We start from the raw sequence: 22,837 nt of genomic DNA, 5'->3' as shown, positions 1-22,837 counted from the left end.
TGTGATGTGTGCCACCGGCGGGCGGTGTGGACAACCGCGAGGAATGTCCGCGCCGATCCGGGATATACGGAGTAAGGACGAGGGGAAGACGACATGGCAACCGACTATGACGCACCGAGGCGCACCGAATCCGACGACGTGTCGGAGGATTCGCTGGAGGAGCTGAAGGCTCGTCGCAACGAGGCTCAGTCCGCCGTCGTGGATATCGACGAATCCGATACCGCGGAGTCGTTCGAGCTTCCCGGCGCGGACTTGTCCGAAGAAGTGCTGACGGTCCGGGTGATTCCGAAACAGGCCGATGAGTTCACCTGCTCGAGCTGTTTCCTTGTGCACCACCGCAGCCGACTGGCCAGCGACAAGGGCGGTCAGCTGATCTGCATGGACTGCGCCGCCTGAGCGCGCGCCCGATATGGCGACGGCCCCGCGAACCGGGATCCGAGATCCCCTCGCCGGGCCGCTACACCGCGCTGTCGCACCGCGGTGTCAGTCCGCGCTCGGCAGTCCGAGCGCGGCGAGGACCCGTTCGGGCCGGCGGGTACTGATCAACCAGTACGGCGTCGGATCGTCCGGGTCGTCCAGCACGAGCAACACCATCGACCCGATCCACGGGCGATGTTGCACATAGGCGGCGGGGTCGAGTTGACGACCCAGCGCCGCGCTCTTGGCGCTCGCGGGCACCACGGCCGCGCGGGCGATGAATTCCACCGGTAGATGGGCGCGATCCACCCGCAGTTCCGGCGCACCGTTCGGATCGGCCGCCACCGCGATGCGGTGCCTACTCAGCCACAACAGCACCCACACCGGCACGGGGAACAGCAACACGTAGGGCAGCCAGGCCCGCACGCCCGGCGCGCCCATGTGGATTTCGGCGGCCAGCAGGCCTGCGATCGCGAACGCCACCGGCCACCACCACAGCGGCACCCACAGGCGCTCGGTGTAAGCGGGCGGACCGGACCGGGTCGAGCGCTGGGTATCGGCTGGTACGGGCTGGTCGGACACAACTCAAGAGTAAGCCAGCGGCTCGCCGGGATGGCGTGCAGGTACGGCCGGGAAAACGCGTAGGCTCGTGCTACGTGAGCGCACTTTCACCGATACCTCTGCTGCGGCTCGATCCCGGCATCCCCGTGCCGACGCGCGCCCATCCCGGCGACGCGGGCGTGGACCTGTGCACCACCGAGGACGTCATCCTGGAACCGGGAGAGCGGGTGCTGGTCGGCACCGGCATCGCGGTCGCCCTTCCGGTGGGCACCGTCGGATTGATCCATCCCCGTTCGGGGCTGGCGGCCAAGACCGGTCTGTCGGTGGTGAATACGCCGGGCACCGTCGACGCCGGCTACCGCGGCGAGATCAAGGTGTGCCTGATCAACCACGATCCGCGGACCCGGATCGAATTGCGGCGCGGCGACCGGATCGCCCAGCTGCTGGTGCAACGGGTGGAGCTGGTGGATTTCGTCGAGGTCGACCGGCTCGACGAGACCACGCGGGGTGCGGGCGGCTACGGCTCGAGCGGTGGGCACGCGAGCCTCGACGCCTCCGGTACGGCGTCGGCCGCGACCGGCAAGGAGGAATGACGCGATGTTCGGGAAGAAGAAGTCCACGCGCCGCGACAGATCCGTCGACGACGACCGCTACGACGAACCCGGCGATTACGCCGAGTTCGACGGCGACGAATACGACACCGACGAATACCCGGAGTACTCCGACGATTTCGCCGACGCGATCGCCGAGGACGATTACGACGACGACTCCGATTACCGTCCGGCCGAGCATGCCGCGCCCGACGACGAGGCGTCGGCCACCGGCCCCTACGACTACGAGGAAGTCGCCGAACTGCTCGAGTCGGTCGCCGATCAGCGCCTCGACCTCGGCTCGGTGATCCTGCCGGTGCCGCCGGGCGGTCAGCTCCAGGTGGAGATGACTCCCGAGGGCACCCCGCAGGCGGTGCATCTGGCCACCGAGCACGGGCGGATCACCGTCGCGGCCTACGCGGCGCCGAAATCACCGGGCCAGTGGCGCACGGTGGCCTCGGATCTGGCCGACTCGCTGCGCAAGGACGGCGCGAAGGTGGCCATCGAGACCGGGCCGTGGGGCCGGGAGATCTTCGCCGTCACCGAGGGCGCGGATCTGCGCTTCATCGGCGTGGACGGCTATCGCTGGATGGTGCGGCTGGTGGCCGCGGGCCCGTCGGGTGCCGCCGACGCCGACACCCCGCTGGTCACGGCCGCGCGGGCGATTCTCGCCGAAACGGTAGTTCGCCGTGGCACCGATCCGCTGCCCGTGCGCGAACCGCTGCCGGTGGTGCTGCCGCAGGAATTGGCCGATCAGCTCGCCGCGGCCCATCAGCAGCAGATCCAGGCCCAGCAGCAGGCGATCGCGGCCCAGCAGCAGGCGCTGGCCGCCCAGCAGGGCACACCGGGCGTGGTGCCGGGTATCGCGCCGGGCGCGGGCCGTCCGGTGATGCCCGATCAGCCGCGGCGCGGTGCCGACGGTTCGGCCATGCAGCAGCTCGGTCGCAACTAGCGGGCCGGCATCGGGCGGCAGCCCGGCGTGACAGCATCGCCGGGCTCAACCGAAGGCAGCCAGCCCCAGATGGCCGAGGACGGCCGGGTCGGCGCCCAGTTCGTCGAGGGTGAGTTCCTCCAGCACCGAAGTCGCGATCAGCCCGGCCCACTCCTGGGCGACCGGCCACGGGTGCACCGGATCGTCGACCGCGCCGAGCACCGCCACCGGCGTGGTCAGTGTCTCCAGGCGTTGCGGCTCCGGCCATTTGTAGGCTGCCGCCTCCTCCAGCGCCTGCGGCAGGTCCGGCCATTGGGATCGCCAGGAGCGATCCAGCGCCTCACCCAGCCATGCTGGACTGCCTGCCCGCATCCTGGCCACCACCTCGTCGAGGCCGTCGGCGCGCAGGGCCGCGGCGGTACCGGCGGCGCTGGCCGCGGCGGGACAGCCGATGCTGTCGGGTCCGGTCCAGGCAGGCAGCGCGGCGATGACCCCTGCCGCGGCCTCGGGGCGAGTGCTCGCCCATTCGATGGCCACCGCGGCTCCGAGTGAGATACCCGCCACCAGCACCGGGCCGCGGCGTGCGGCGTCGTCGAGGGCCGCGACATAGCTGTCGACGACGGCGCGAGGGTTCGGATCGACGGCGATCAGCTCCAATCCGCGAGCGGTGCACGCGGGCTCGAATGCCCGGCGCGCGAAGTGGGCGTCGGAGCCGGTACCTGGGAGCCCGACAACGACGGCGGGCGTGGGTGAGTCGAACATCGGAGGTGAGCGTAGCGGTGCGATGGTTGCCCATCTACAGTGGCGGTGTACGGCCGCAGACGGTCGTGCGAACAACGAGATGGTCGTGCGACCCACGTCCATCAGCTCTACAGGAGACCGAGCGATGTCTTCCTTCGGAGGAAGAAAGGCGGCTTCGAACCCCGCCTCGGGATATTTTCGCAGGCTCGGACGCAGACTGACCGAGGACATCGATCAGCTCGACGCCGAGGAGCTGGCCGAAACGGCCGACGCCTCGGGAGCCTGCCTGGCATCGGAGTGTCGCCGCGGCGACGAAGCGACGATGCTGGGGCGCCTTCGCAGTGTCGAGGCGTGCCCCCAGTCCGCCGGCGCGAGTGTGCAGGCGGAGTTCTACGACGGCACCGACGCCATCACCCTGGTGTGGATCGGTCGCAAGCGCATCCCCGGCATCGAATCGGGGCGGCGCATCATGGTCCGCGGTCGGGTCGGCGACCGTGACGGCCGCAAGGTCATGTACAACCCCTACTACGAATTGCGCGGGAACAGCTGACGTATGCCATCGAGCGACGAAAACCTACCGACGCCCGCCGAACTCGCCACCACCACCGCGCCGGAGCCCGCGCCCGCCGGCACCGCTGGTGAGGAGGTCGAGGCCGAGGTAGCCCGCCAGCAGACGCTGCTCGAACAGCTCGGTGGTTTCAGTGGCCTGATCTATTCGACCCTTCCGGTTCTGGTCTTCGTCCCGGTCAACACCGTGGCCGGGCTCACCGCCGCGATCTGGGCTTCGCTCGGTGTGGCCGCGGCGATCCTGGTCTGGCGGTTGGTGCGCAGGGATCCGGTGCAGCCGGCGATCTCCGGGTTCATCGGCGTCGGCATCTGTGCGTTCATCGCCTACCGGATGGGCGAGGCCAAGGGCTTCTTCCTGTTCGGCATCTACACCAGCCTGGTGTACGGCGGTGTGTTCCTCGCCTCGATCCTGGTGCGCTGGCCCCTGGTCGGCGTCATCTGGGGGGTGCTCAACGGCCACGGCAGCGAATGGCGCACCGACCGGCGGGTGGTCCGGCTCTACGACATCGCCACGCTGGCCTGGGTGCTGGTCTTCGGCTCCCGGTATCTGGTGCAGTCGCACTTCTACGACACCGACCACACGGGTTGGCTCGCTTTCGCGCGCATCGCGATGGGCTGGCCGCTGACGGCGGTGGCGCTCACGGTCACGGTGTGGGCGGTGCGCCGGGCCGGGCATCTGCCCGCCGCAGGCCGTCCCGCCGCCGGCCGTCATGCCAAGGCTTGATTCCGCGGGTCGGTCTCGACCCGCCGCGAAGGTGGGGCCCTACCCACCCTGGGGTATCTGTCGGCAGTCTCTGGATCGGCGCAGGATCGTTTCATCACCGCGAACGATCGCTGAGAGGACTGGCGAATTGGCTACCCAGCGCACCACCGCCACTACCCGTACGGGCCGCAGGCAGGACAATCCGGCCCTGTCGGAGAGCCGCCGGATCTCGGCCGAACTGAACAGCCTCATCGGTCCCGCCGCCGCGGGCGACAGTCGGGCCATCAGCGATGTGCTGCGACTGATCCATCCGCTGGTGTACCGCTATTGCCGGTCCAGGATGGGCAACACCGCACACCTTCAGGTCACCGCCGATGACGTCGTGCAGGAGGTCATGCTGGCCACCGTGCACGCTATCCCGCGCTACCGGGAGCAGGGCAAGTCGTTTCTGGCTTTCGTCTACGGCATTGCGGCGAACAAGGTCGCCGACGCCTTCCGCCGCGCCCAGACCCACCCGGTCTATCCGACCGACGACATGCCCGACGCCGCGTCACTGGCGGCCGGACCCGAGGAACGGGCCCTGGTGTCCGAACGCCAGCGCGCCACCCGGCAGCTGATGCAGGTGCTCGCCCCCGTGCACCGCGAGGTGCTGGTGATGCGGATCATCCTCGGCTGGACCGCGGCCGAGACCGCCGATGCCATCGGCACCAGCCCGGGCGTGGTGCGCGTGATGCAGCATCGGGCGTTGAACAAACTGCGCGCCGAATTGAAGGTGGCCTCCTGAGCGCTGTGTTCAGGAGGCGGCGCCGTGTGAGGCGAGGGCCGCGCGCAACTCTTCCTCGCCCTCCGGTGAGGTGACGAACAGCAATTCGTCCTCGCCTTCGAACGGGTCGTCGGCCTCGGGCACGATGACCCGTCCGCCGCGCAGGATCGTCACCAGCGCGGTGTCGCGGGGCAGTGTGAGGGTTCGCACCGGTTTGCCCGCCAGCGATGTGTCCGGCGGGAGAGTCAGTTCCACCAGGTTCGCCTGGCCCTGCCGCAGCGTCATGAGCCGCACCAGATCCCCGACCGACACCGCCTCCTCCACCAGCGAGGCCAGCAGCCGCGGGGTGGAGACCGCGACGTCCACACCCCAGGAGCCGTCGAAGAGCCATTCGTTGCGTGGATCGTTGACCCTGGCCACCACCCGGCGAACGCCGAATTCGGTCTTGGCGAGCAGGCTGTGCACGAGGTTGGCCTTGTCGTCGCCGGTGGCGGCGATGACGACCTCATAGGTTTCCAGGTCGGCGTCTTCGAGCAGGGCGAGCTCGCAGGCGTCGGCGTGTACCCAGATCGCGTCCGGGATGGCCGCGGGATCGATGTGGTCGAGCTGACGTTCCAGCAGCATCACCTGGTGCCCGCTGCGCAGCAGCTCCCTGGCGATGGATCGGCCGACGGCTCCGGCGCCGGCAATGGCCACCTTCATATCTCAGTCCTCGTTCGCTGGGGGCTTACCGGCGAGGGCGACGGCTTCGCCGACCGACCCGGATGTGGCGGCCACATAGATGATGTCGTCGGCCTGCACCACGGTCTTGCTTTCCGGCAGCACGCCCTGGCCGAAGCGGATGATGAAAGCCACTCGCGCGCCGACGGTGCGTTCCAGATCGCGCACCGTGCGCCCGTACCAGTCCTCGTGCAGGGTCAGCTGGGCGACGGCCACCGTGCCGGTCGGGTCGCGCCAGGTGGTGGTGCCCGCGTCGCCGATCAACGTGTGCAGGAACCGGTCGGTGGTCCACGGCACGGTGGCGATGGTGGGGATGCCGAGCCGTTCGTAGACGGCGGCGCGTTTGGCGTCGTAGATCCGCGCGACCACGCGTTCGACGCCGAACATCTCCCTGGCCACCCGCGCGGAGATGATGTTGGAGTTGTCGCCGGAGGAGACGGCGGCGAAGGCGCCGGCGCGTTCGATCCCGGCCCGGGTCAGCACGTCTCGGTCGAATCCGACCCCGAGCACCCGCTCACCGGGGAAGTCCGCGCCGAGGCGCCGGAACGCGCTCTGATCGCGATCGATCACGGCGACCTCGTGACCTATCCGGACCAGGGCGCGCGCCAGCGACGAGCCGACGCGTCCGCACCCCATGATCACTACGTACACCGTGCAACCTCGTTCCTGGAAACCGTGGCGTCCGGTCTGTTCGTCCGTCCGGGATCGAACCGTACTCGCCGCGTGTCCCCGCAGCCATGTTCCCCCCACCAGGTCACATCAAACATGTCGGCACCGCATCGAACAGGGGAACTACCGTGACGTCCCGGGGCGCAGCGTTTCAGCGGGGCCTATGCTCGCTCCAGTGTCCAAGTTGACGACAGCGGCGAAGCGGATGCTGCTCGGCAGGCCGTTCCGCAGTGATTCGCTCGGTCATACCTTGCTGCCGAAGCGAATCGCGCTGCCCATTTTCGCCTCCGATGCCATGTCGTCGGTCGCCTACGCGCCCGAAGAAATCTTCCTGGTGTTGTCGGCGGCCGGGATCTCGGCCTTCGTGTACGCGCCGTGGGTCGGCATCGCGGTGGCGATCGTGATGGCCGTGGTGGTCGCCAGCTACCGGCAGAACGTGCACGCCTATCCGTCGGGCGGCGGCGACTACGAGGTGGCCACCACCAATATCGGTCCCAACGCCGGTCTGACGGTCGGCAGCGCGCTGCTGGTGGATTACGTACTCACGGTCGCGGTCTCGATCTCCTCGGCGGCCTCCAATATCGGCTCGGCCATCCCGTTCGTCGCCACCCACAAGGTGCTGTTCGCGGTGGTGGCCATCGCCGTGCTGACCGCCATCAATCTGCGCGGTGTCCGCGAATCGGGCAAGACCTTCGCGATCCCCACCTATGCCTTCATCTTCGGCATGTTCTTCATGCTCGGCTGGGGGCTGCTGCGCATCTATGTCTTCGGCGAGGACCTGACCGCGGAGTCGGCCGGATTCGGACTGGAGGCCGAGGACGAGCACCTGTACGGCATCGCCTTCGCGTTCTTGATCGCGCGGGCGTTCTCCTCCGGATGTGCCGCGCTGACCGGCGTCGAGGCGATCAGCAACGGTGTGCCCGCATTCCGGAAACCGAAGTCGCGCAATGCCGCCACCACCCTGCTGCTGCTGGGCACCATCTCGATCACCCTGCTGATGGGCATCATCATGCTCGCCCAGAAGATCGGGATCGTGTACGCGCACAACCCGGAGCACCTGGTCGGCGCTCCCGCCGACTACCAGCAGAAGACGCTCATCGCGCAGCTGGCCGAAACCGTCTTCGCCGGTTTCCCGATCGGCTTCTTCTTCCTTACCGTGGTCACCGCGCTGATCCTGGTGCTGGCCGCCAACACCGCGTTCAACGGGTTCCCGGTGCTCGGCTCGGTACTCGCCCAGGACCGCTACCTGCCGCGTCAGCTGCACACCCGCGGTGACCGGCTGGCATTCAGCAACGGCATCCTGTTCCTGTCCGGGGCCGCCATCGCCTTCGTCGTGCTGTTCGACGCCGAGGTGACCAAGCTGATCCAGCTCTACATCGTAGGCGTGTTCGTCTCGTTCGTGCTGAGCCAGTTCGGCATGCTGCGGCATTGGACCAGGTTGCTGCGCACCGAAACCGACAGCGCGCAGCGATCGAGGATGAAGCGGTCGCGGGTGATCAATGCCGTCGGTCTCACGATGACGGGCACCGTGCTGGTGATCGTGCTCATCACCAAGTTCTTCGCCGGTGCCTACATCGCCATCTTCGTGATGATCGCGATCTTCGTGGTGATGCGGATGATTCGGCGCCACTACGATTCGGTGGCCCGCGAACTCGACGAACACGAGTGGGACGGTGTGCTGCCCAGCCGGTCGCATTCGATCGTGCTGGTCTCGCGGCTGCACCTGCCGACCCGCCGGGCCCTGGCCTACGCACGCGCCACCCGGCCGGACACGCTAGAGGCGATCACCGTCAACGTCGACGATCCCGATACCAGGGCCCTGGTGCGCGAATGGGAGCAAAGCGATATCAACGTGCCGCTGAAGGTGATCGAATCGCCGTACCGCGAGATCACCAAACCGGTGCTCGATTACGTCAAGCGGGTGCGCAAGGACGCACCGCGCGATGTCGTCACCGTGTTCATCCCGGAGTACGTGGTCGGCCACTGGTGGGAGCAGTTGCTGCACAACCAGAGCGCGCTGCGGCTCAAGGGCAGGCTGCTGTTCGAGCCCGGCGTGATGGTGACCAGCGTGCCCTGGCAGCTGAGCTCCTCGGCCAAGGCGCGCGCGGCCGGGGTGACCAACGCACCCGGCGCGGTGCGGCGAGGATATGAGGATCGCTCATGACCGCGCGAGGCGAGTACGGGCCGCGGCGATGAGCGACTGGTCCGGGCACACCGTCGAGATCCGGCTGGGCCCGCCCGGCCACGGCGGGTTCTGCGTCGGACGCCACGAGGGCCGGGTGGTGTTCGTCCGGCACGGCCTGCCGGGTGAGCTGGTGCGCGCCCGCGTCACCGAGGACGCCGGCGGATCGTTCTGCCGTGCCGATGCGATCGAGATCCTGGAGGCTTCGCCGGACCGGGTGCCCGCCACCTGCCCGGTGTCGGGGCCGGGTGGCGCGGGCTGCTGCGACTTCTCGCACGCCACGCCCGCCGCGCAGCGCGAACTCAAGGCCGCGGTGGTGGCCGAACAGCTCCGCCGGATCGCCGGGCTGGACCGGGAGATCGTGGTCGAGCCACTGGACGCCGGCACCGAGACGGGCGGCTGGCGGACCCGCGTGCGGCTACCTGTCGACGCGGCAGGCCGCGCGGGGGCCCACCGGTATCGGAGCACCGAGGTCATCGCCGATCTGCGGTGCCCGCAGCCGGTAGCGGGCGCGCTGGACGGGATCGCCGACCGGCTCTGGACCCCTGGCGCCGATCTGGTGGTGGCGGTCGACGGTGACGGCACCCGTCACCTCGTGGAACTGGCTCCGCCGGTCGAAACCGACCTGGGCCGCGACCGGGACCGCCGCGGCGATACCGCCGACCCTGGACGCGAAGGCCCGCGCCGTAGCCGTGCCGGCGACCGTCCGCATCACGGCAAGCGCGGGGGACCGCGCGGCCGCCGCGGCGAATCCCGCCCCGGCAACGCCGAACGTCAACGTGCGGCCGCGCATCGCGCCGCCGCGCACGCGGCCAGGGACGAATGGCTGATCGAGGGCAGCGGCCGGGCCGTCGAATACGTGGCGGGCCGGCGCTGGGAGCTATCGGCGACCGGCTTCTGGCAGGCCCACCGTGATGCCGCGCAACGTTATTCGGATGTGGTGGCGGGGTGGTCCGCCCTGGCACCGGGGGATACGGCGTGGGATCTCTACAGCGGTGTCGGTGTCTTCGCGGCCCGGCTGGCCGAACAGGTCGGTCCGTCCGGTTCGGTGCACGCGGTGGAATCGGGGCGCACCGCGGTGGCCGACGGCACGCTCGCACTGGCCGATCTGCCCTGGCTGCGGCTGGGTAGCGGCCGGGTCGAGCGCTGGGTGGCCCAGCACACCGGCGGCGCGCCTCGGGTCGTCGTGCTCGACCCGCCGCGCGCGGGCGCGGGCAAGGCCGTCGTCGGCGCGGTCACATCCGTCGCACCCGAGCGCATCATCCACATCGGCTGCGATCCCGCCTCCTTCGCCCGCGACGTCGGTCTCTACCGCGCGGCCGGCTATGAACTCACCGGCCTGCGCGCTTTCGACGCCTTCCCGGCGACCCACCATGTCGAATGCCTTGCGCTTCTGGAGCGTTGAGCCGGACCGCTGGAGCGTTGGGCGCGGCGCGGGTCACGAAGGTCGTCCGTCGTGCCACGGCTACGTGGCGATCGCCGATGGGGCCCGGTGCGTCCGGTCGACTACCGCGGCGCCGCCACTGGACGCGGACCTGCTCCCGCGCTCGGGACCGAGTACGCCGGAGTGTCGGCGGTTCAGTCGAGTTCCCAGGTGACCCGCACGTCGGCGGCGAGTTCGGATTCGCCGAGCTCCACCGGCACCGCTGCTGCGGCATAGGCGATTTCGCTCGCTCCACGCGCACGGGGGCGGGGAACCGGGACCGGCGCCGAGGTGTCCTCGGTGATCTCGACGACAGCACCGAGGGCGCGTCCGGCGCGCTCGGCGTACTGCTCGGCCTTGGCTTTGGCGTCGTCCCAGGCCGCGTCGCGGGCGGTGCCGAGCAGGGCGTCCGGGTCGGCGACGGTGAGTTCGAGCCCACCGAGACGGACATCGTCGCCGCCGGCGTCGACACAGTGCGCGATGATGGTGGCGGGGCCGGGGTCGGCATCCTCGCCGATCTCACGCAGCGTGATCGTCAGCGACGTGGTCGCCAGATAACCGGTGATCTTGTTGCCGCCGCCCTCCACCCAGACGGTCTCGGTCCGCACCGACAGCCCACTGGTGGCGATATCGGTGCTCGGCACGCCGTAGGAGCGCAGCGAGGCGGTGACCGCAGCGACCCGCTCCCCGGCGCGCCCATAGGCCAGGGCCACCTTGCTCGCGCGGCTTTCCACCGACAGGGTCACGCGCATGAGGTCGGGGGTCGCGTGGACGGTTCCGTGCCCGAACGTGGTGACCGCGCCCGACGACTTCTTCTTGCCCACGAGTTCTCCTGTCCTCGGTTGTTCGCGCACGCCTACGAGCCCACTCTAAGCTGGGCATCGTATGTCGAGTCTCACATTCGCCGGCCATGTCCGCTGGTGGGGATCCGTCGTCGTGTGAGGCACACAGAGTGGCTCCGTAGACTGATCGGATCAGATGCGCTATCCGGAGGGAGCGAGTTCAGGTGGGAATGCTTTCCCGGGTCGACACGCCCGAAGACCTGCGGCAGCTGACGGTGCCGCAGCTGCGCGAGCTGGCGGCGGATATCCGTGAGTTCCTGGTCCGCAAGGTCGCGGTCACCGGCGGTCACCTCGGCCCCAACCTCGGCGTGGTCGAATTGACCATCGCCCTGCACCGGGTCTTCGACTCGCCCGCCGACCCGCTGATCTTCGACACCGGCCACCAGGCCTACGTGCACAAGATCCTCACCGGCCGCAAAGACCAGTTCGACACCCTGCGCACCCAGGGCGGCCTGTCCGGCTACCCGAGCCGCGCGGAGAGCGCGCACGATTGGGTGGAGTCCTCGCATGCCTCCGCCGCGCTGTCCTACGCCGACGGTCTGGCCAAGGCGTTCGCGCTGACCGGCCAGGACCGGCATGTGGTCGCGGTAGTCGGTGACGGCGCCCTCACCGGCGGCATGTGCTGGGAAGCGCTGAACAATATCGCCGCCGCACCCGATCGCCCGGTGGTCATCGTCGTCAACGACAACGGCCGCTCCTATGCCCCCACCATCGGCGGTCTGGCCCAGCGGCTCACCGCGCTGCGCACCCAGCCCGCCTACGAACACGCCCTCGACGCCGGTCGGCGGCTGCTCAAGAGCATCCCCCGGGTGGGCGACTCGGCGTACTCGATGATGCACGCGGTGAAAGCGGGCATCAAAGACGCGGTCAGCCCGCAGGAGCTGTTCAGCGATCTCGGACTCAAGTACGTCGGCCCGGTCGACGGGCACGATATCGCCGCAGTCGAGGGCGCGCTGCGCCACGCCAAGGACTTCGGCGGTCCGGTGGTCGTGCACGCCGTCACCCAGAAGGGCCGCGGCTTCGAACCGGCCGAGAACCACGAGGCCGACCAGATGCACGCCTGCGGGCCGATCGACCCGCTGACCGGTGAGCCGGTGGGCAGCAGCAAGGCCAAGGACTGGACCTCGGTGTTCTCCGCCGAGCTGATCGAACACGCGCAGCGCCGCGACGACATCGTCGCCATCACCGCCGCCATGCCCGGCCCCACCGGCCTGGCCGCCTTCGGTGAGCGATTCCCGGAGCGGATGTTCGACGTCGGGATTGCCGAACAGCATGCGGTGGCCTCGGCGGCCGGTCTGGCGCTCGGCGGCATGCATCCGGTGGTCGCCATCTACTCGACTTTCCTCAACCGGGCCTTCGACCAGCTGCTGATGGATGTCGCGCTGCTGAAGCAGCCGGTCACCCTGGTGCTCGACCGCGCGGGCATCACCGGCTCCGACGGCGCGAGCCACAACGGGATGTGGGACCTGTCGGTGCTCGGCATCGTGCCCGGTATGCGGGTCGCCGCGCCGCGCGATGCGGTCACCCTGCGCGAGGAACTGGGTGAGGCGCTGGCCGTCACCGACGGGCCCACCGCGCTGCGTTTCCCGAAAGGCAGTGTGGTCGAAGAGATCACGGCGGTGGAGCGGCTCGACGGCGTCGATGTGCTGCGCCTGCCCGAGGGCGACGGCACCGCCCGTACCCAGCACGGTGACGTCCTGCTGGTCGCGGTCGGCTCGTTCGCGTCCATGGCCGTCGAGGTTGCCGAACTGCTGGCGCCGGAAGGTATTTCGGTCACCGTCATCGACCCGCGCTGGGTGCTTCCGGTCTCCGACACCATTGTCAAGCTGGCCGAGAACTACCGCATGGTGGTCACCGTCGAGGACAGCGGCCTGCACGGCGGCATCGGCTCCAGCGTGTCCGCGCGCCTGCGCACCGCGGGTCTCGACGTCCCCACCCGCGATATCGGTGTGCCGCAACAGTTCCTCGATCACGGCACCGTCGCCCAGGTCCGGCAGGAGCTGGGTCTCACCGCTCCCGACATCGCTCGCCGCATCGCGAGCTGGGTCGACGCGGGCTGAGCCGGAGTTACCCGCCCACCTCAGTCGCGGGTCGCGCTCGCGATGAACACCGGCACGGCGACCATGAGCCGATCGTGTGCTGTGACCGCGAGGATTTCACCCGCTGCCCGAGTTTCCGGTCCGCGATCGCCGCGACTGCGGCCGGGGGTGATCCGGGCGGTGTGGCGGCGAAATGCCAGGACCGACTGCCGCAATCAGGGTGCGGGAGGCGACTAGACCAGCTCGACTCCGTCGAACGCGACGGTCATATGGTGGCGCCGCTCGCGCAGTACACCACCTTCACGGTGGACGGTCCCTTCGCTGAATTCGATACGCATCCGGGCGCCACGGGCGTCGACCACGCCGCAGATCCCGCTGAACGGCCCGTGCGGAAAGTAGCCGACGTCACCCGGTGCGAATTCGGTAATCCCCACGCCGCCGACGTAATCCACTCAGTCGCCGTCTGCCGGTTCGTGCGGCGGCTCGGCGACGATCAGCGCGACGGTCAGGCGCGGCACGGCCAGTTCGCGCTGCCAGGGCCGGGCGCCGGCGGAGCGGAGGAACTCGTCGATCTGTTTGCCGAGCTCGGTGGCCGAATCGGGGCCGAAGTCGTAGCTGGGGAGCCCGTCCCAGCACAGGCGCCGCACCACGTCGGGGGTGAGCAGGTTTTCCACCGGGACCAGGACTTCGGTCGACAGCTCGCCCATGGCGGCACGGGCTCGGGTCAGGCGGGCGGCGGCCACCGGGTCACGGCGCTCCCAGCGGTTGACCGGCGGCGGCCCGTCGTAGGGCTGGGACAGCGGCGGTAGCTCGGTATCGGGCAGCGTCCTGGCGCGCTCGACGGCGCTGAGCCATTCCCGCGAATACCGGCGCTGGCGCGGCCCGCCGAAAACCGGCAATTCGCGCAGTTGGGCGATGGTGCGGGGCTCGGCGTTGGCGGCGGCGATGATGGCCGAATCGGGCAGGATGCGCGAGGGCGCGATATCGCGGTGGCGGGCCAGTTCGTCGCGGGTGGTCCACAGTTCGCGCACCGTCGCCAGCTGACGTGCTCGCCGCAGGGTGTGGATGCCGGAGGTGCGCCGCCAGCGGTCGGCCTTCGGCGCGGGCGGCTCGGTGAGCCGGACGTGCTCGAATTCCTGTGCCGCCCACTCGGTTTTGCCCTGCTGGTGCAGCGCGATCGCCACCGCTTCGCGTAGCTCGAGCAGTAGTTCCACATCGAGGGCCGCGTAGTTCAGCCAGGCCTCCGGCAGCGGCCGGGTCGACCAGTCCGCGGCGCCGTGCCCCTTGCGCAGCGCACGCCCGAGCAGCCGCTCGACCATGGCCGCCAGTCCGACCCGGTCGAACCCGGCCAGCCGCCCGCCGAGTTCGGTGTCGAACAACGCCGCCGGACGCAACCCCAGCTCGGCGAGACCGGGCAGGTCTTGGTCGGCCGAATGCAGCACCCACTCGAGATCGTTGATCGCCTCGGCCAGCGGTGCCAGCGCATCGGCCACCGGAATCGGGTCGATCAGGAAGCTGCCCGCTCCCGCGCGCCGCAGCTGGATCAGGTAGGCGCGAGCCGAGTAGCGGAAACCGGAGGCGCGTTCGGCGTCCACGGCCAGCGGACCGGTACCCGCGGCGATCCGGGTGGCGGCCTCGGCGATCTCGGCTGGAGTGCTGAGCACCGGCGGCACACCGTCGGCGGGGACGAGCAACGGCACCGCGGTCTCGGGCTCGGCGTCCGCCGAGACCTGCGTGGTCGTACTGTCCGTCTCGCCGCTGTCCACGTCGCGGCCAGCCCCGTCTGCTTCCGGCATAGAGGTGAACTCTACGTGGCGCTCAGCTGCGGTCGTTATTGGTGTACGACTGTGGCCGCAAATCTGTGATACCGGCCGGTGGCAGCCCGGCGGCGAAGGCCAGTACCTCGGCGAAGGCTTCCACGTGCGGACGCATCTCGGTGGTCATCGCGGTCCAGGAGGCGCGCAGCTCCAGCTGGTGGGCGCGCGGCGGGCCCGCGATATCGCCGTAACGGACCGAACTGGTGGAGGTGACGGTGCCGCCGAGCGCGGTGAACGGCTCCCCCCGCGATTCCAGCGCGTCCACCAGCCAGCTCCACGCCACCTCGGGCAGCAGCGGGTCGGTGGCCAGGGCGGCGTCGATATCGGCCTGGATGTAGGCGACCAGCCGGAACGTGCCGTGCCAGGCCTCGTCACCGTCGGGGTCGTGCAGCAGGATCAGCCTGCCGAACGCATCGCCCTCGGAGTCGATCGGCACCACACCGGTCTCGGGGTGTTTGACCTCGGCGCCGAGCGCATAGGAATACGGGGCCAGCCGTTGCGGCGGACGGATAGGGGCCAGCTCGATCCGGGGATGCACTGTTGCGGTGCCCATCGCCTCGACCGCGGCACGAAAGGAAGCTGGTTCGCCGTCGGAGCCCTCGGTCGATGCGGCGCCGTCGCGGTAGTCGAGCGGTGTCACGAGAGGTGACGGTAGACCTACCGTCCCCGGCGCAGTCGGAGGCGCGCCGCTGAGGGGAGGGTGGACCCGCCTACGATAACGATGGTGAGCACACAGACGCGCCGCCGGTTGACCGATGCCCCCTTCCTGGCCGCCGCCACCGGCGGCGAGCCGAGCCGGCGTCCGGTGTGGTTCATGCGCCAAGCCGGCCGCTCGCTGCCTGAGTACCGGGAGCTGCGCGCGGGCATCGGCATGCTGGAGTCCTGCTTCGATCCGGAACTGGTCTGCGAGATCACCATGCAGCCGATCCGCCGCCACGGCGTGGATGCGGCAATCCTGTTCTCCGACATCGTCGTTCCGCTCAAGGCGGCAGGCATCGACCTCGATATCGTGCCGGGTGTCGGCCCGGTGGTGGCCGCGCCGGTGCGCAGCACCGCCGATGTGCGGGCGTTGCCGCGGCTGCGGCCGGAGGAGGTCGGCGCCGTCACCGACGGGATCGGGCTGCTGCTCGACGCACTGGGGCAGACGCCGTTGATCGGGTTCGCGGGCGCACCGTTCACGCTGGCGTCGTACCTGGTCGAGGGCGGTCCGAGCAAGCATCACGAGCGCACCAAGGCGATGATGCATGCCGATCCGCAGACCTGGCACGAGCTGCTCGGCGTGCTCACCGACATCACCATCGCCTTCTTGCAGGCCCAGCTCGCGGCCGGAGTGGACGCGGTGCAGGTGTTCGACTCCTGGGCCGGTGCGCTCTCGCAGGCCGATTACCGCCGGTTCGTGCTGCCCCATTCGGAGCGGGTGTTCGCCGAGGTCGCCGCGGCCGGTGTGCCGCGCATCCACTTCGGGGTGGGCACCGGTGAGCTGCTGGGGGCGATGGGGGAGGCGGGCGCCGACGTCGTCGGAGTCGACTGGCGGGTGCCGTTGACCGAAGCCGTGCGCCGGGTCGGTCCTGGAAAAGCGTTGCAGGGCAACCTGGATCCGGCGATCCTGTTCGCCGGGTGGGACGCGGTGGAGGCCGAGGCGCGCCGCATCACCCACGAGGCCGACGAGGCCATCACCCTCGGGGCCGCCGGTCATATCTTCAACCTCGGCCACGGGGTGCTGCCCGATACCGATCCGGGTGTGATCACCGCGCTGGTCGAACTCGTCCACCAGTTGTGATGTCCGCCGCAGCCCGGCGCGTTGCACTGATCGCGCCGGGGCGGAATGCCTTTCTGCGATACCGATTCCACGGCGTAGCAGCAATTTCCGGCGATTGATACCGCGTTGCCGCATGCCCTGATCCGGCGCCTAAAAACCGCACGAATTCGCGTAATTAAGAACACCCGTCCGGAATTGGTTTCCGGAGTCCCGGGCTCGGTAGCGTCGATGCCATGCAGCTGACTCGCTTCACCGATATCGGGCTCCGGGCCCTGATGCGGTTGGCGGTGAGTGACGAGGCCGATAACCGGGTCACCACTCGGTTGATCGCCCGGCAGGTCAACGCGTCCGAACGTCATGTGGCGAAAGCGGTGACGCAACTGGTCGAGCTGGGTTTCGTGCAGGCGCAGCGTGGCCGCTCCGGTGGGTTGTTCATCACCGAGACCGGGCGCGGCGCGTCGGTCGGCGCGCTGGTGCGTGCCCTGGAAGGTGACCGCGAAGTTGTGCTGTGCGAGGGCGATCATCCCTGTCCGCTCGCCGGTTCCTGCCGGTTGCGCCGAATTCTCGCGGACGCCAAGGAAGCGTTCTATCGAGAATTGGATCGGTATACGGTCACCGATCTCGTCACCGGACCTGCCGTCGAATTGCTGCATCTGCTCACCATTCCCTCGGTGGGCGGTGGTTCCGAGGTAAAGGAAAGTCAGTGAACACCGACAGCGTCGTCCGTGCCCTACCCGAACTCGACCCCGAGCATGCCGAAACGATCCGCGCCACCCTGCCCTTGGTCGGTGCCCATATCGACGAGATCACCACGGCCTTCTATCGCCGGCTGTTCGGCAACCATCCCGAATTGATCCGTGATCTGTTCAACCGTGGCAACCAGGCGCAGGGTTCCCAGCAGCGTGCGCTCGCCGCCTCCGTCGCGTCCTTCGCCACCTACCTGGTCGATCCGCGGCTGCCGCACCCGTCGGCCATGCTGTCGCGAATCGGGCACAAGCACGCATCGCTCGGCATCACCGCCGATCAGTACCAGGTGGTGCACGACAACCTGTTCGCCGCGATCGTCGAAGTGCTCGGCGCCGACGTGGTCACCGACCCGGTGGCGGCCGCCTGGGATCGCGTCTACTGGTTGATGGCGGACTCGCTGATCGACCTGGAGAAACAGCTGTATGTGGCGGCCGGTGTCGAACCCGGCGATGTGTTCCGGGACGCGGTGGTCGTGGGACGTGAGGACGATCCGGCCGGTGCTGCGATCTTCACTGTCGAGTCGGCTGATCCCTCCGCGCCGTTCCCGGAATTCCTGCCGGGGCAGTATGTTTCGGTCGGCGTCCGGTTGCCCGACGGTGCGCGTCAGCTACGCCAGTACAGCCTGGTCAACAACCCGGGCGAAGGAAAGCTGACGTTCGCCGTCAAACGCGTGGACGCTGTCGCGGGCTGTCCCGCCGGCGAGGTGTCGAGCTGGTTGCACGACAACCTCACCACCGGCGACCACCTCGAGATCACCCTGCCCTTCGGCGACCTGACCGTCGACACCGACGCGACCACCCCACTGGTCCTCATCTCCGCTGGCATCGGCATCACCCCGATGATCGGCACCCTCGAATACCTGGCCGCCCACCGATCACCCCGGACCGTCCTGGCCCTGCACGCCGACCGCACCCCACGCACCCACCCCCTGCTGAACCGCATGCGCACCCTCATCGACCGCCTCGACGCGGCCACCCTCGAACTCTGGTACCAAGACGAGGCCGGCGAAGCCCACCAGGGCCTACTGGACCTGTCCACGATCACCCTGCCCGCCGACGCGGACATTTACGTCTGCGGAGCGGACGGATTCTTGGATGCGGTCCGGTCCCAGCTGACAGCCATGGGCGTCCCGAGCGATCGGGTGCACATCGAACAGTTCACCCCGACCGATTGGCGGACCGGCGTCTGCCCGGTCTGAGCGGGTTCCCGCCGTCGCCGCGACTGAGCGCGGCCGGGCCTGACATCAGGGCTCGGAAACCCTGACCGAAAACCGCATGACGGCGCCCCGTGGCCGATCTGGTGGTCACGGGGCCGTCGCAGATTTCTCGGCGCCGGTGGACTGTGCCGACCCTGGCCTGCGATTCGGTGGTCGGCCGAATCTGTCGGTGGTCTGCCATAAGATCACCGCATGAGACGGATTTTCGGTTGGGGCGCAACAAAATCCGAGGCGCCGGCGCGGGAGGAAAGTGGGGCCGTCGAGTCGGACGAGGCTCGTGGCGAACGTGCTGCGGCGACGGCCGCCCGGGCGGCGCGGGTGTCGCGGGAGCTGCGCGGTGTGCGCCGATACTGGCGGCGCAATAGACCCATCGAACGGTCGCCCTACTCGAACAACCCGTCCATGCCGGGATAGCTCTGCCGGGGCGCCCGCGGCTCGATCGTCGCGTCGCCGGGTGCCGCGCGCAGGCTGTGATCCTCACCGCGTCGCCAATGCGGTGACCAGCGGTTTCGCCGACCACCGTGACGGCCGGTCACGGGCGGGGATTACCGTCGTCGGTATGAGAATCGCGGTCGTCGGCGGTGGTATCAGCGGGCTGGTTTCGGCGTATCGGTTGCGTGGGCTGCTCGGGCCGCAGGCCGAGATCGTCGTGGTAGAGCGGGGGGAGCGGCTCGGCGGCATTCTCTACACCGGTGAGATCAACGGGGATCCGGTCGATCTGGGTGCCGAGGCGTTCGTCGGGCGGCGGCCCGAGGTCATCGCACTGCTGGCGGAGCTCGGGCTCGACGATCAGTTGGTGCGCCCGGCGGGGCTGCGTCCGCTGATCTGGGCCGAGGGGAGCACACACCCACTGCCTGCCCGGACGCTGATGGGAATCCCATCCGATGCCGACACGCTGCGCGGACTGGTGTCCGAGGAAACCCTGCAACAGGTCGCCACAGAACCCGAACGGCCATTCAGCTGGCAGCCTGGCTCCGACATCGACGTGTACAGCCTGGTGGCCGACCGGTTCGGTGCGGAAGTCGCTGACCGCAGCGTCGATCCGCTGCTCGGCGGGGTGTACGCGGGCAGCTCACGATCCATCGGGGTGCGCGCGGCCCTGCCTGGTCTGGCCGCCGCTCTCGACAACGGCGCCCCCAGCCTCACCGCCGCCGTCACCGCGGCCCTGCCGCCACCATCGGATGCACCCGTCTTCGGCGGAATCCGCGACGGCTATCAGGTCCTGCTCGAAGCGCTCGCGCAACGATCCGGCGCGACGTTCGTGACCGCGGAAGCCACCGAACTCACCAGGACGGCGACGGGGTGGCAGCTCGAACCGGTGGGTGCGGTGGACGCCGTCGTCCTCGCCACGCCCGCCCCGGTGACTGCCCGCCTGCTCGCTGCGGAAGCGCCCGCCGCGTCGTCGGCGCTGGCCGGAATCGAGCTCTCCTCCTCGGCCCTGGTCGCACTCGCCCTCCCGCGCGACACCCCGCTGCCGCAGAACTCCGGCATCCTCGTCGCCACCGGAGAACCGTTGAGCGCCAAGGCCTTCACCCTGTCCAGCCGCAAATGGCCGCATCTGGCCGCCCGCGAGATCGCGCTGGTCCGCGCCTCCTTCGGCAAATTCGGCGATGACGCCGTGCTGTCCTGGCCGGACGGCGAACTCGTCGCCGCCGCCGTCGCCGACCTCGCCACCGTCACCGGCGTCCCCATCTCCCCACTCTCGGCCACCGTCCAACGCTGGCCCGGCGCCCTCGCTCAATACGCCCCGGGTCACACCACCCGCATCGCCGAGATCGAAGCCGCCGCAGCCGAATTCGACACCCTCGCCCTCACCGGCGCCTACCTGCACGGCGTCGGCGTCCCCGCCTGCGTCGCCTCCGCCACCAGCGCCGCCCGGCATATCGCGGCAGCGCTCACCTGACCGCCCGCCATATCGCTGCGGCGCTCGCCTGGCCGGGCGTCTGTCGCTGCGGCTCGTCTCGTGGCGGGTGAGTCAGCGCGGCGAAGTCTCCCGGCGGCCATGGTGTCGAGGAGGAAAGCGGCAATGTCCGGGGAGCTCCTGGCCGGTGAAGCCGACGCGGAGACGATGATCTAGGCGAGTGCTTCCCGAAGCGCGTGCGGCAGGGGAAGGAATGCCGGAGACGTCAGTCGCAGCATTCGCAGTCGTGCCCTGCGGATCCCCTCGTGGCGAGCGCCGCGGCCGGTGCGGGGCAGCAGGTGTCGCCCTTCCAGGCGTTGCGGCCTTCTTTCACCGCGATGGCGGCGATGACGAGGGCGGCGATCGGGTCGGCCCACGACCAGCCGAACAGGCTGTTGAGCAGCAGGCCGACGAGCAGCACTGCCGACAGGTACGTGCACAGCAGGGTCTGTTTGGAATCGGCGACGGCGGAGGCCGAGCCGAGCTCACGGCCGGCGCGGCGTTGCGCCCAGGACAGCACCGGCATGACGACCAGGCTCACGGCGGCGAGTCCGATGCCGATCGGGGAGTGCTCGGCGTCGCCCATGCCGAGCAGGCCGCGGATCGACTCGACGGTGACGTAGGCGGCGAGGGCGAAGAAGGAGAACGCGATGACCCGCAGGGCGAGCTTCTCCCGTTTCGCTGGGTCGCGTCCGGCGAATTGCCACGCCACGGCGGCCGCAGAGGAGACTTCGATCACCGAATCCAGCCCGAACCCGATCAGCGCGGTCGACGACACCCGTGCGCCCTCGGTGAGCGCGATAATCGCCTCGACCACGTTGTAGGCGATGGTCGCCGCGACGAACCAGCGAATCCGCCGCGCCAGCACCGCTTTCCGGCTCGCGCTCGGCTTCGCCCGCACGGTCGGCGTTCCCGGCGAATCCATCAGCAGCACTCCTGGGTATCGGCGGCTGGGCAGCAGGCCGGATCCACGACAAGCACCAATCCGAGCAGATCAGACAGTGCGGCCGAAATCCTGGCATCGGCCAGCTCGTAGCGGTTGCGCCGCCCTTCCGGCACGGCGACCACCAGCCCGCACCCGCGCAAGCACGCCAGATGGTTGGACAGAATCTGCCGCGTGACCCCGATCTGCTCGGCCAGCTCCGACGGATAGCCGGGACCTTCACGCAGGCTCAGCAGGATTCGGGTGCGCGTCGGGTCGGACAACGCATGACCGAACCGGGCCAATGCATCGTGATGCAGCGAGGTCTCCATACCCGAACAGTACATGGAAATCTGTATTCAGAAAATAGTGAACATTGACGCTGCGCTTGCTCGTCGGCCGTCGCACGACCGGATCGCCGCGCGCCCTGTTCGCTGGGGCACGGTCATGGGGTTGCCGAGTCGTCCTTCGGCAGCGCACGTCTCGCGCTCGGTCCGGCGCGCGGCGCGGCACCGACGTCCGGGCGGGGATGGCGGCGGCGGGAAAAGCGCCGAGTGGCACGATGGGGGTATGGCGCGACTCGACTACCAGGCTCTCAATTCGACTATCCGGTACCTGATGTTCTCGGTGTTCCAGGTGCAACCCGGTGCGCTGGGTGACGACCGGGAGGCGGCGATCAAGGAGGCGCGCGCCTTCTTCGACGGGCTGGCCGATCGCGGGGTGGTGCTGCGCGGCATCTACGACGTCGCTGGTATGCGCGCCGATGCCGACTTCATGCTGTGGACGCACGCCGAACGGGTCGAAGATCTGCAGGCGGTCTACGCCGACTTCCGCCGCACCACCGCGCTCGGCAAGGCCAGCGCGCCGGTGTGGAGCAATGTGGCCATCCACCGGCCCGCCGAGTTCAACAAGAGCCATATCCCGGCCTTCCTGGCCGGCGAGGACCCGGGCAACTACATCTGCGTGTACCCGTTCGTGCGGTCCTACGAGTGGTACCTGCTGCCCGACGAGGAGCGCCGCAAGATGCTGGCCGATCACGGCAAGGCCGCCCGCGGCTACCCGGATGTGCGAGCCAACACCGTGAGCTCGTTCGCGCTCGGCGACTACGAGTGGATCCTGGCCTTCGAGGCCCCGGAACTGCACCGCATCGTGGACCTGATGCGCGATCTGCGCGCCACCGAGGCCCGCCTGCACGTGCGCGAGGAAGTACCGTTCTTCACCGGCCCGCGCGTCGAGGTCGAGCAGCTGATGACCGCGCTGCCCTGAACCCAGTACCGGGGGGGCCCAAAACCGTCTGTGGGGGGGCGTCGTGGTCTTGTTTTTTGTCG

The 22,837-nt window shown here is 69.3% G+C and carries 24 protein-coding genes; 14 read left to right on the top strand and 10 right to left on the bottom strand.

Annotation, left to right across the window (positions count from 1 at the left end; translation table 11 throughout):
• Positions 1-93 precede the first annotated feature (93 nt).
• A complete protein-coding gene (locus AC4HOU_RS04680) occupies positions 94-396 on the top strand; it encodes a DUF4193 domain-containing protein (RefSeq protein ID WP_138447349.1) in 303 nt (100 codons plus the stop codon).
• 87 nt (positions 397-483) lie between these two features.
• Here AC4HOU_RS04680 and AC4HOU_RS04675 read toward each other — a convergent pair whose 3' ends face one another.
• The gene (locus tag AC4HOU_RS04675) at positions 484-999 is read right to left on the bottom strand and encodes a DUF3093 domain-containing protein (RefSeq protein WP_490724167.1); all 516 of its coding nucleotides are present in this window, start codon (positions 997-999) and stop codon (positions 484-486) included.
• Between the two features lie 74 nt (positions 1,000-1,073).
• Here AC4HOU_RS04675 and dut point away from each other — a divergent pair, with 74 nt between their 5' ends.
• Together dut and AC4HOU_RS04665 are read left to right on the top strand one after the other, a co-directional pair.
• A complete protein-coding gene (gene dut, locus AC4HOU_RS04670) occupies positions 1,074-1,571 on the top strand; it encodes a dUTP diphosphatase (protein WP_163814369.1) in 498 nt (165 codons plus the stop codon).
• Positions 1,572-1,575: 4 nt separating this feature from the next.
• Positions 1,576-2,520, top strand: coding sequence for a DUF3710 domain-containing protein (locus AC4HOU_RS04665; protein WP_490724166.1), 945 nt, complete (start codon positions 1,576-1,578; stop codon positions 2,518-2,520).
• 45 nt (positions 2,521-2,565) lie between these two features.
• On the opposite strand, the gene AC4HOU_RS04660 is transcribed toward AC4HOU_RS04665, so the two are convergent.
• On the bottom strand, positions 2,566-3,261 hold the full coding sequence (locus tag AC4HOU_RS04660) for an alpha/beta fold hydrolase (protein ID WP_490724165.1): 696 nt from the start codon (positions 3,259-3,261) through the stop codon (positions 2,566-2,568).
• Positions 3,262-3,385: 124 nt separating this feature from the next.
• On the opposite strand from AC4HOU_RS04660, the gene AC4HOU_RS04655 reads away from it, so the two are divergent.
• The 3 genes from AC4HOU_RS04655 (at position 3,386) to AC4HOU_RS04645 (ending at position 5,294) form a co-directional block, all read left to right on the top strand.
• Complete coding sequence (locus AC4HOU_RS04655) at positions 3,386-3,790, top strand: OB-fold nucleic acid binding domain-containing protein (protein WP_036537982.1); 405 nt, start codon at positions 3,386-3,388, stop codon at positions 3,788-3,790.
• A gap of 3 nt (positions 3,791-3,793) precedes the next feature.
• The gene (locus AC4HOU_RS04650) at positions 3,794-4,531 is read left to right on the top strand and encodes a DUF3159 domain-containing protein (RefSeq protein ID WP_228806827.1); all 738 of its coding nucleotides are present in this window, start codon (positions 3,794-3,796) and stop codon (positions 4,529-4,531) included.
• Positions 4,532-4,658: 127 nt separating this feature from the next.
• On the top strand, positions 4,659-5,294 hold the full coding sequence (locus AC4HOU_RS04645) for a sigma-70 family RNA polymerase sigma factor (protein ID WP_163814366.1): 636 nt from the start codon (positions 4,659-4,661) through the stop codon (positions 5,292-5,294).
• 9 nt (positions 5,295-5,303) lie between these two features.
• Here the strand turns inward: AC4HOU_RS04645 and AC4HOU_RS04640 are convergent, their stop codons facing one another.
• Both AC4HOU_RS04640 and AC4HOU_RS04635 read right to left on the bottom strand, forming a co-directional pair.
• On the bottom strand, positions 5,304-5,975 hold the full coding sequence (locus tag AC4HOU_RS04640) for a potassium channel family protein (protein ID WP_163814365.1): 672 nt from the start codon (positions 5,973-5,975) through the stop codon (positions 5,304-5,306).
• Positions 5,976-5,978: 3 nt separating this feature from the next.
• Positions 5,979-6,644 (bottom strand): potassium channel family protein, encoded by a 666-nt coding sequence (locus AC4HOU_RS04635; RefSeq protein ID WP_036537979.1) that lies wholly within the window; start codon positions 6,642-6,644, stop codon positions 5,979-5,981.
• Positions 6,645-6,837: 193 nt separating this feature from the next.
• Here AC4HOU_RS04635 and AC4HOU_RS04630 point away from each other — a divergent pair, with 193 nt between their 5' ends.
• Positions 6,838-8,826 carry an APC family permease gene (locus tag AC4HOU_RS04630; protein ID WP_163814364.1) on the top strand — a complete coding sequence of 663 codons (1,989 nt, stop codon included), beginning with the start codon at positions 6,838-6,840 and terminating at the stop codon, positions 8,824-8,826.
• Between the two features lie 28 nt (positions 8,827-8,854).
• On the top strand, positions 8,855-10,249 hold the full coding sequence (locus tag AC4HOU_RS04625; protein WP_490724164.1) for a class I SAM-dependent RNA methyltransferase: 1,395 nt from the start codon (positions 8,855-8,857) through the stop codon (positions 10,247-10,249).
• A gap of 173 nt (positions 10,250-10,422) precedes the next feature.
• Here AC4HOU_RS04625 and AC4HOU_RS04620 read toward each other — a convergent pair whose 3' ends face one another.
• Positions 10,423-11,091: an SIMPL domain-containing protein gene (locus tag AC4HOU_RS04620; RefSeq protein WP_194992157.1), complete on the bottom strand. Its 669-nt coding sequence runs from the start codon at positions 11,089-11,091 to the stop codon at positions 10,423-10,425.
• Between the two features lie 182 nt (positions 11,092-11,273).
• Here AC4HOU_RS04620 and dxs point away from each other — a divergent pair, with 182 nt between their 5' ends.
• Complete coding sequence (gene dxs, locus AC4HOU_RS04615; protein WP_490724163.1) at positions 11,274-13,169, top strand: 1-deoxy-D-xylulose-5-phosphate synthase; 1,896 nt, start codon at positions 11,274-11,276, stop codon at positions 13,167-13,169.
• A gap of 212 nt (positions 13,170-13,381) precedes the next feature.
• Here the strand turns inward: dxs and AC4HOU_RS04610 are convergent, their stop codons facing one another.
• The 3 genes from AC4HOU_RS04610 to AC4HOU_RS04600 are packed head-to-tail and all read right to left on the bottom strand — an operon-like array spanning position 13,382 to position 15,518.
• The gene (locus AC4HOU_RS04610) at positions 13,382-13,582 is read right to left on the bottom strand and encodes a hypothetical protein (RefSeq protein WP_490724162.1); all 201 of its coding nucleotides are present in this window, start codon (positions 13,580-13,582) and stop codon (positions 13,382-13,384) included.
• Between the two features lie 18 nt (positions 13,583-13,600).
• Positions 13,601-14,944: an HRDC domain-containing protein gene (locus AC4HOU_RS04605; protein ID WP_490724161.1), complete on the bottom strand. Its 1,344-nt coding sequence runs from the start codon at positions 14,942-14,944 to the stop codon at positions 13,601-13,603.
• Positions 14,945-14,966: 22 nt separating this feature from the next.
• Positions 14,967-15,518, bottom strand: coding sequence for a DUF3000 domain-containing protein (locus AC4HOU_RS04600; protein WP_048834261.1), 552 nt, complete (start codon positions 15,516-15,518; stop codon positions 14,967-14,969).
• A 168-nt stretch (positions 15,519-15,686) separates the two neighbouring features.
• Here AC4HOU_RS04600 and hemE point away from each other — a divergent pair, with 168 nt between their 5' ends.
• The 4 genes from hemE to AC4HOU_RS04580 all read left to right on the top strand — a co-directional run bounded on the left by hemE (position 15,687) and on the right by AC4HOU_RS04580 (position 20,590).
• The gene (hemE, locus tag AC4HOU_RS04595) at positions 15,687-16,745 is read left to right on the top strand and encodes a uroporphyrinogen decarboxylase (RefSeq protein WP_163814359.1); all 1,059 of its coding nucleotides are present in this window, start codon (positions 15,687-15,689) and stop codon (positions 16,743-16,745) included.
• Between the two features lie 212 nt (positions 16,746-16,957).
• A complete protein-coding gene (locus AC4HOU_RS04590) occupies positions 16,958-17,431 on the top strand; it encodes an RrF2 family transcriptional regulator (protein ID WP_194992190.1) in 474 nt (157 codons plus the stop codon).
• Positions 17,428-18,669 (top strand): globin domain-containing protein, encoded by a 1,242-nt coding sequence (locus AC4HOU_RS04585; protein WP_490724160.1) that lies wholly within the window; start codon positions 17,428-17,430, stop codon positions 18,667-18,669. The genes AC4HOU_RS04590 and AC4HOU_RS04585 overlap by 4 nt, the downstream gene beginning before the upstream one ends.
• Before the next feature lie 577 nt (positions 18,670-19,246).
• Positions 19,247-20,590: a protoporphyrinogen oxidase gene (locus tag AC4HOU_RS04580; protein ID WP_490724159.1), complete on the top strand. Its 1,344-nt coding sequence runs from the start codon at positions 19,247-19,249 to the stop codon at positions 20,588-20,590.
• A gap of 223 nt (positions 20,591-20,813) precedes the next feature.
• Here AC4HOU_RS04580 and AC4HOU_RS04575 read toward each other — a convergent pair whose 3' ends face one another.
• Together AC4HOU_RS04575 and AC4HOU_RS04570 are read right to left on the bottom strand one after the other, a co-directional pair.
• Positions 20,814-21,512, bottom strand: a complete 699-nt coding sequence (locus AC4HOU_RS04575; RefSeq protein ID WP_490724158.1) for a cation efflux transmembrane domain-containing protein — start codon at positions 21,510-21,512, stop codon at positions 20,814-20,816.
• Positions 21,512-21,841 carry an ArsR/SmtB family transcription factor gene (locus AC4HOU_RS04570; RefSeq protein ID WP_163814354.1) on the bottom strand — a complete coding sequence of 110 codons (330 nt, stop codon included), beginning with the start codon at positions 21,839-21,841 and terminating at the stop codon, positions 21,512-21,514. The genes AC4HOU_RS04575 and AC4HOU_RS04570 overlap by 1 nt, the downstream gene beginning before the upstream one ends.
• A gap of 238 nt (positions 21,842-22,079) precedes the next feature.
• Here AC4HOU_RS04570 and hemQ point away from each other — a divergent pair, with 238 nt between their 5' ends.
• Positions 22,080-22,775 (top strand): hydrogen peroxide-dependent heme synthase, encoded by a 696-nt coding sequence (gene hemQ / locus AC4HOU_RS04565; protein ID WP_163814353.1) that lies wholly within the window; start codon positions 22,080-22,082, stop codon positions 22,773-22,775.
• Positions 22,776-22,837: the final 62 nt, after the last annotated feature.

The organism is Nocardia sp. JCM 38205 (assembly GCF_058222935.1).
This window is presented reverse-complemented; position numbering and strand designations above follow the sequence as displayed.

Coding starts and splice junctions, on each gene's coding strand:
- AC4HOU_RS04680 (WP_138447349.1), top strand. CDS start 94: ATGGCAACCGACTATGACGCACCGAGGCGCACCGAATCCGACGACGTG.
- AC4HOU_RS04665 (WP_490724166.1), top strand. CDS start 1,576: ATGTTCGGGAAGAAGAAGTCCACGCGCCGCGACAGATCCGTCGACGAC.
- AC4HOU_RS04660 (WP_490724165.1), bottom strand. CDS start 3,261: ATGTTCGACTCACCCACGCCCGCCGTCGTTGTCGGGCTCCCAGGTACC.
- AC4HOU_RS04655 (WP_036537982.1), top strand. CDS start 3,386: ATGTCTTCCTTCGGAGGAAGAAAGGCGGCTTCGAACCCCGCCTCGGGA.
- AC4HOU_RS04650 (WP_228806827.1), top strand. CDS start 3,794: ATGCCATCGAGCGACGAAAACCTACCGACGCCCGCCGAACTCGCCACC.
- AC4HOU_RS04640 (WP_163814365.1), bottom strand. CDS start 5,975: ATGAAGGTGGCCATTGCCGGCGCCGGAGCCGTCGGCCGATCCATCGCC.
- AC4HOU_RS04625 (WP_490724164.1), top strand. CDS start 8,855: ATGAGCGACTGGTCCGGGCACACCGTCGAGATCCGGCTGGGCCCGCCC.
- AC4HOU_RS04605 (WP_490724161.1), bottom strand. CDS start 14,944: ATGCCGGAAGCAGACGGGGCTGGCCGCGACGTGGACAGCGGCGAGACG.
- AC4HOU_RS04600 (WP_048834261.1), bottom strand. CDS start 15,518: ATGGGCACCGCAACAGTGCATCCCCGGATCGAGCTGGCCCCTATCCGT.
- hemE (WP_163814359.1), top strand. CDS start 15,687: ATGGTGAGCACACAGACGCGCCGCCGGTTGACCGATGCCCCCTTCCTG.
- AC4HOU_RS04590 (WP_194992190.1), top strand. CDS start 16,958: ATGCAGCTGACTCGCTTCACCGATATCGGGCTCCGGGCCCTGATGCGG.
- AC4HOU_RS04580 (WP_490724159.1), top strand. CDS start 19,247: ATGAGAATCGCGGTCGTCGGCGGTGGTATCAGCGGGCTGGTTTCGGCG.
- AC4HOU_RS04575 (WP_490724158.1), bottom strand. CDS start 21,512: ATGGATTCGCCGGGAACGCCGACCGTGCGGGCGAAGCCGAGCGCGAGC.
- AC4HOU_RS04570 (WP_163814354.1), bottom strand. CDS start 21,841: ATGGAGACCTCGCTGCATCACGATGCATTGGCCCGGTTCGGTCATGCG.
- hemQ (WP_163814353.1), top strand. CDS start 22,080: ATGGCGCGACTCGACTACCAGGCTCTCAATTCGACTATCCGGTACCTG.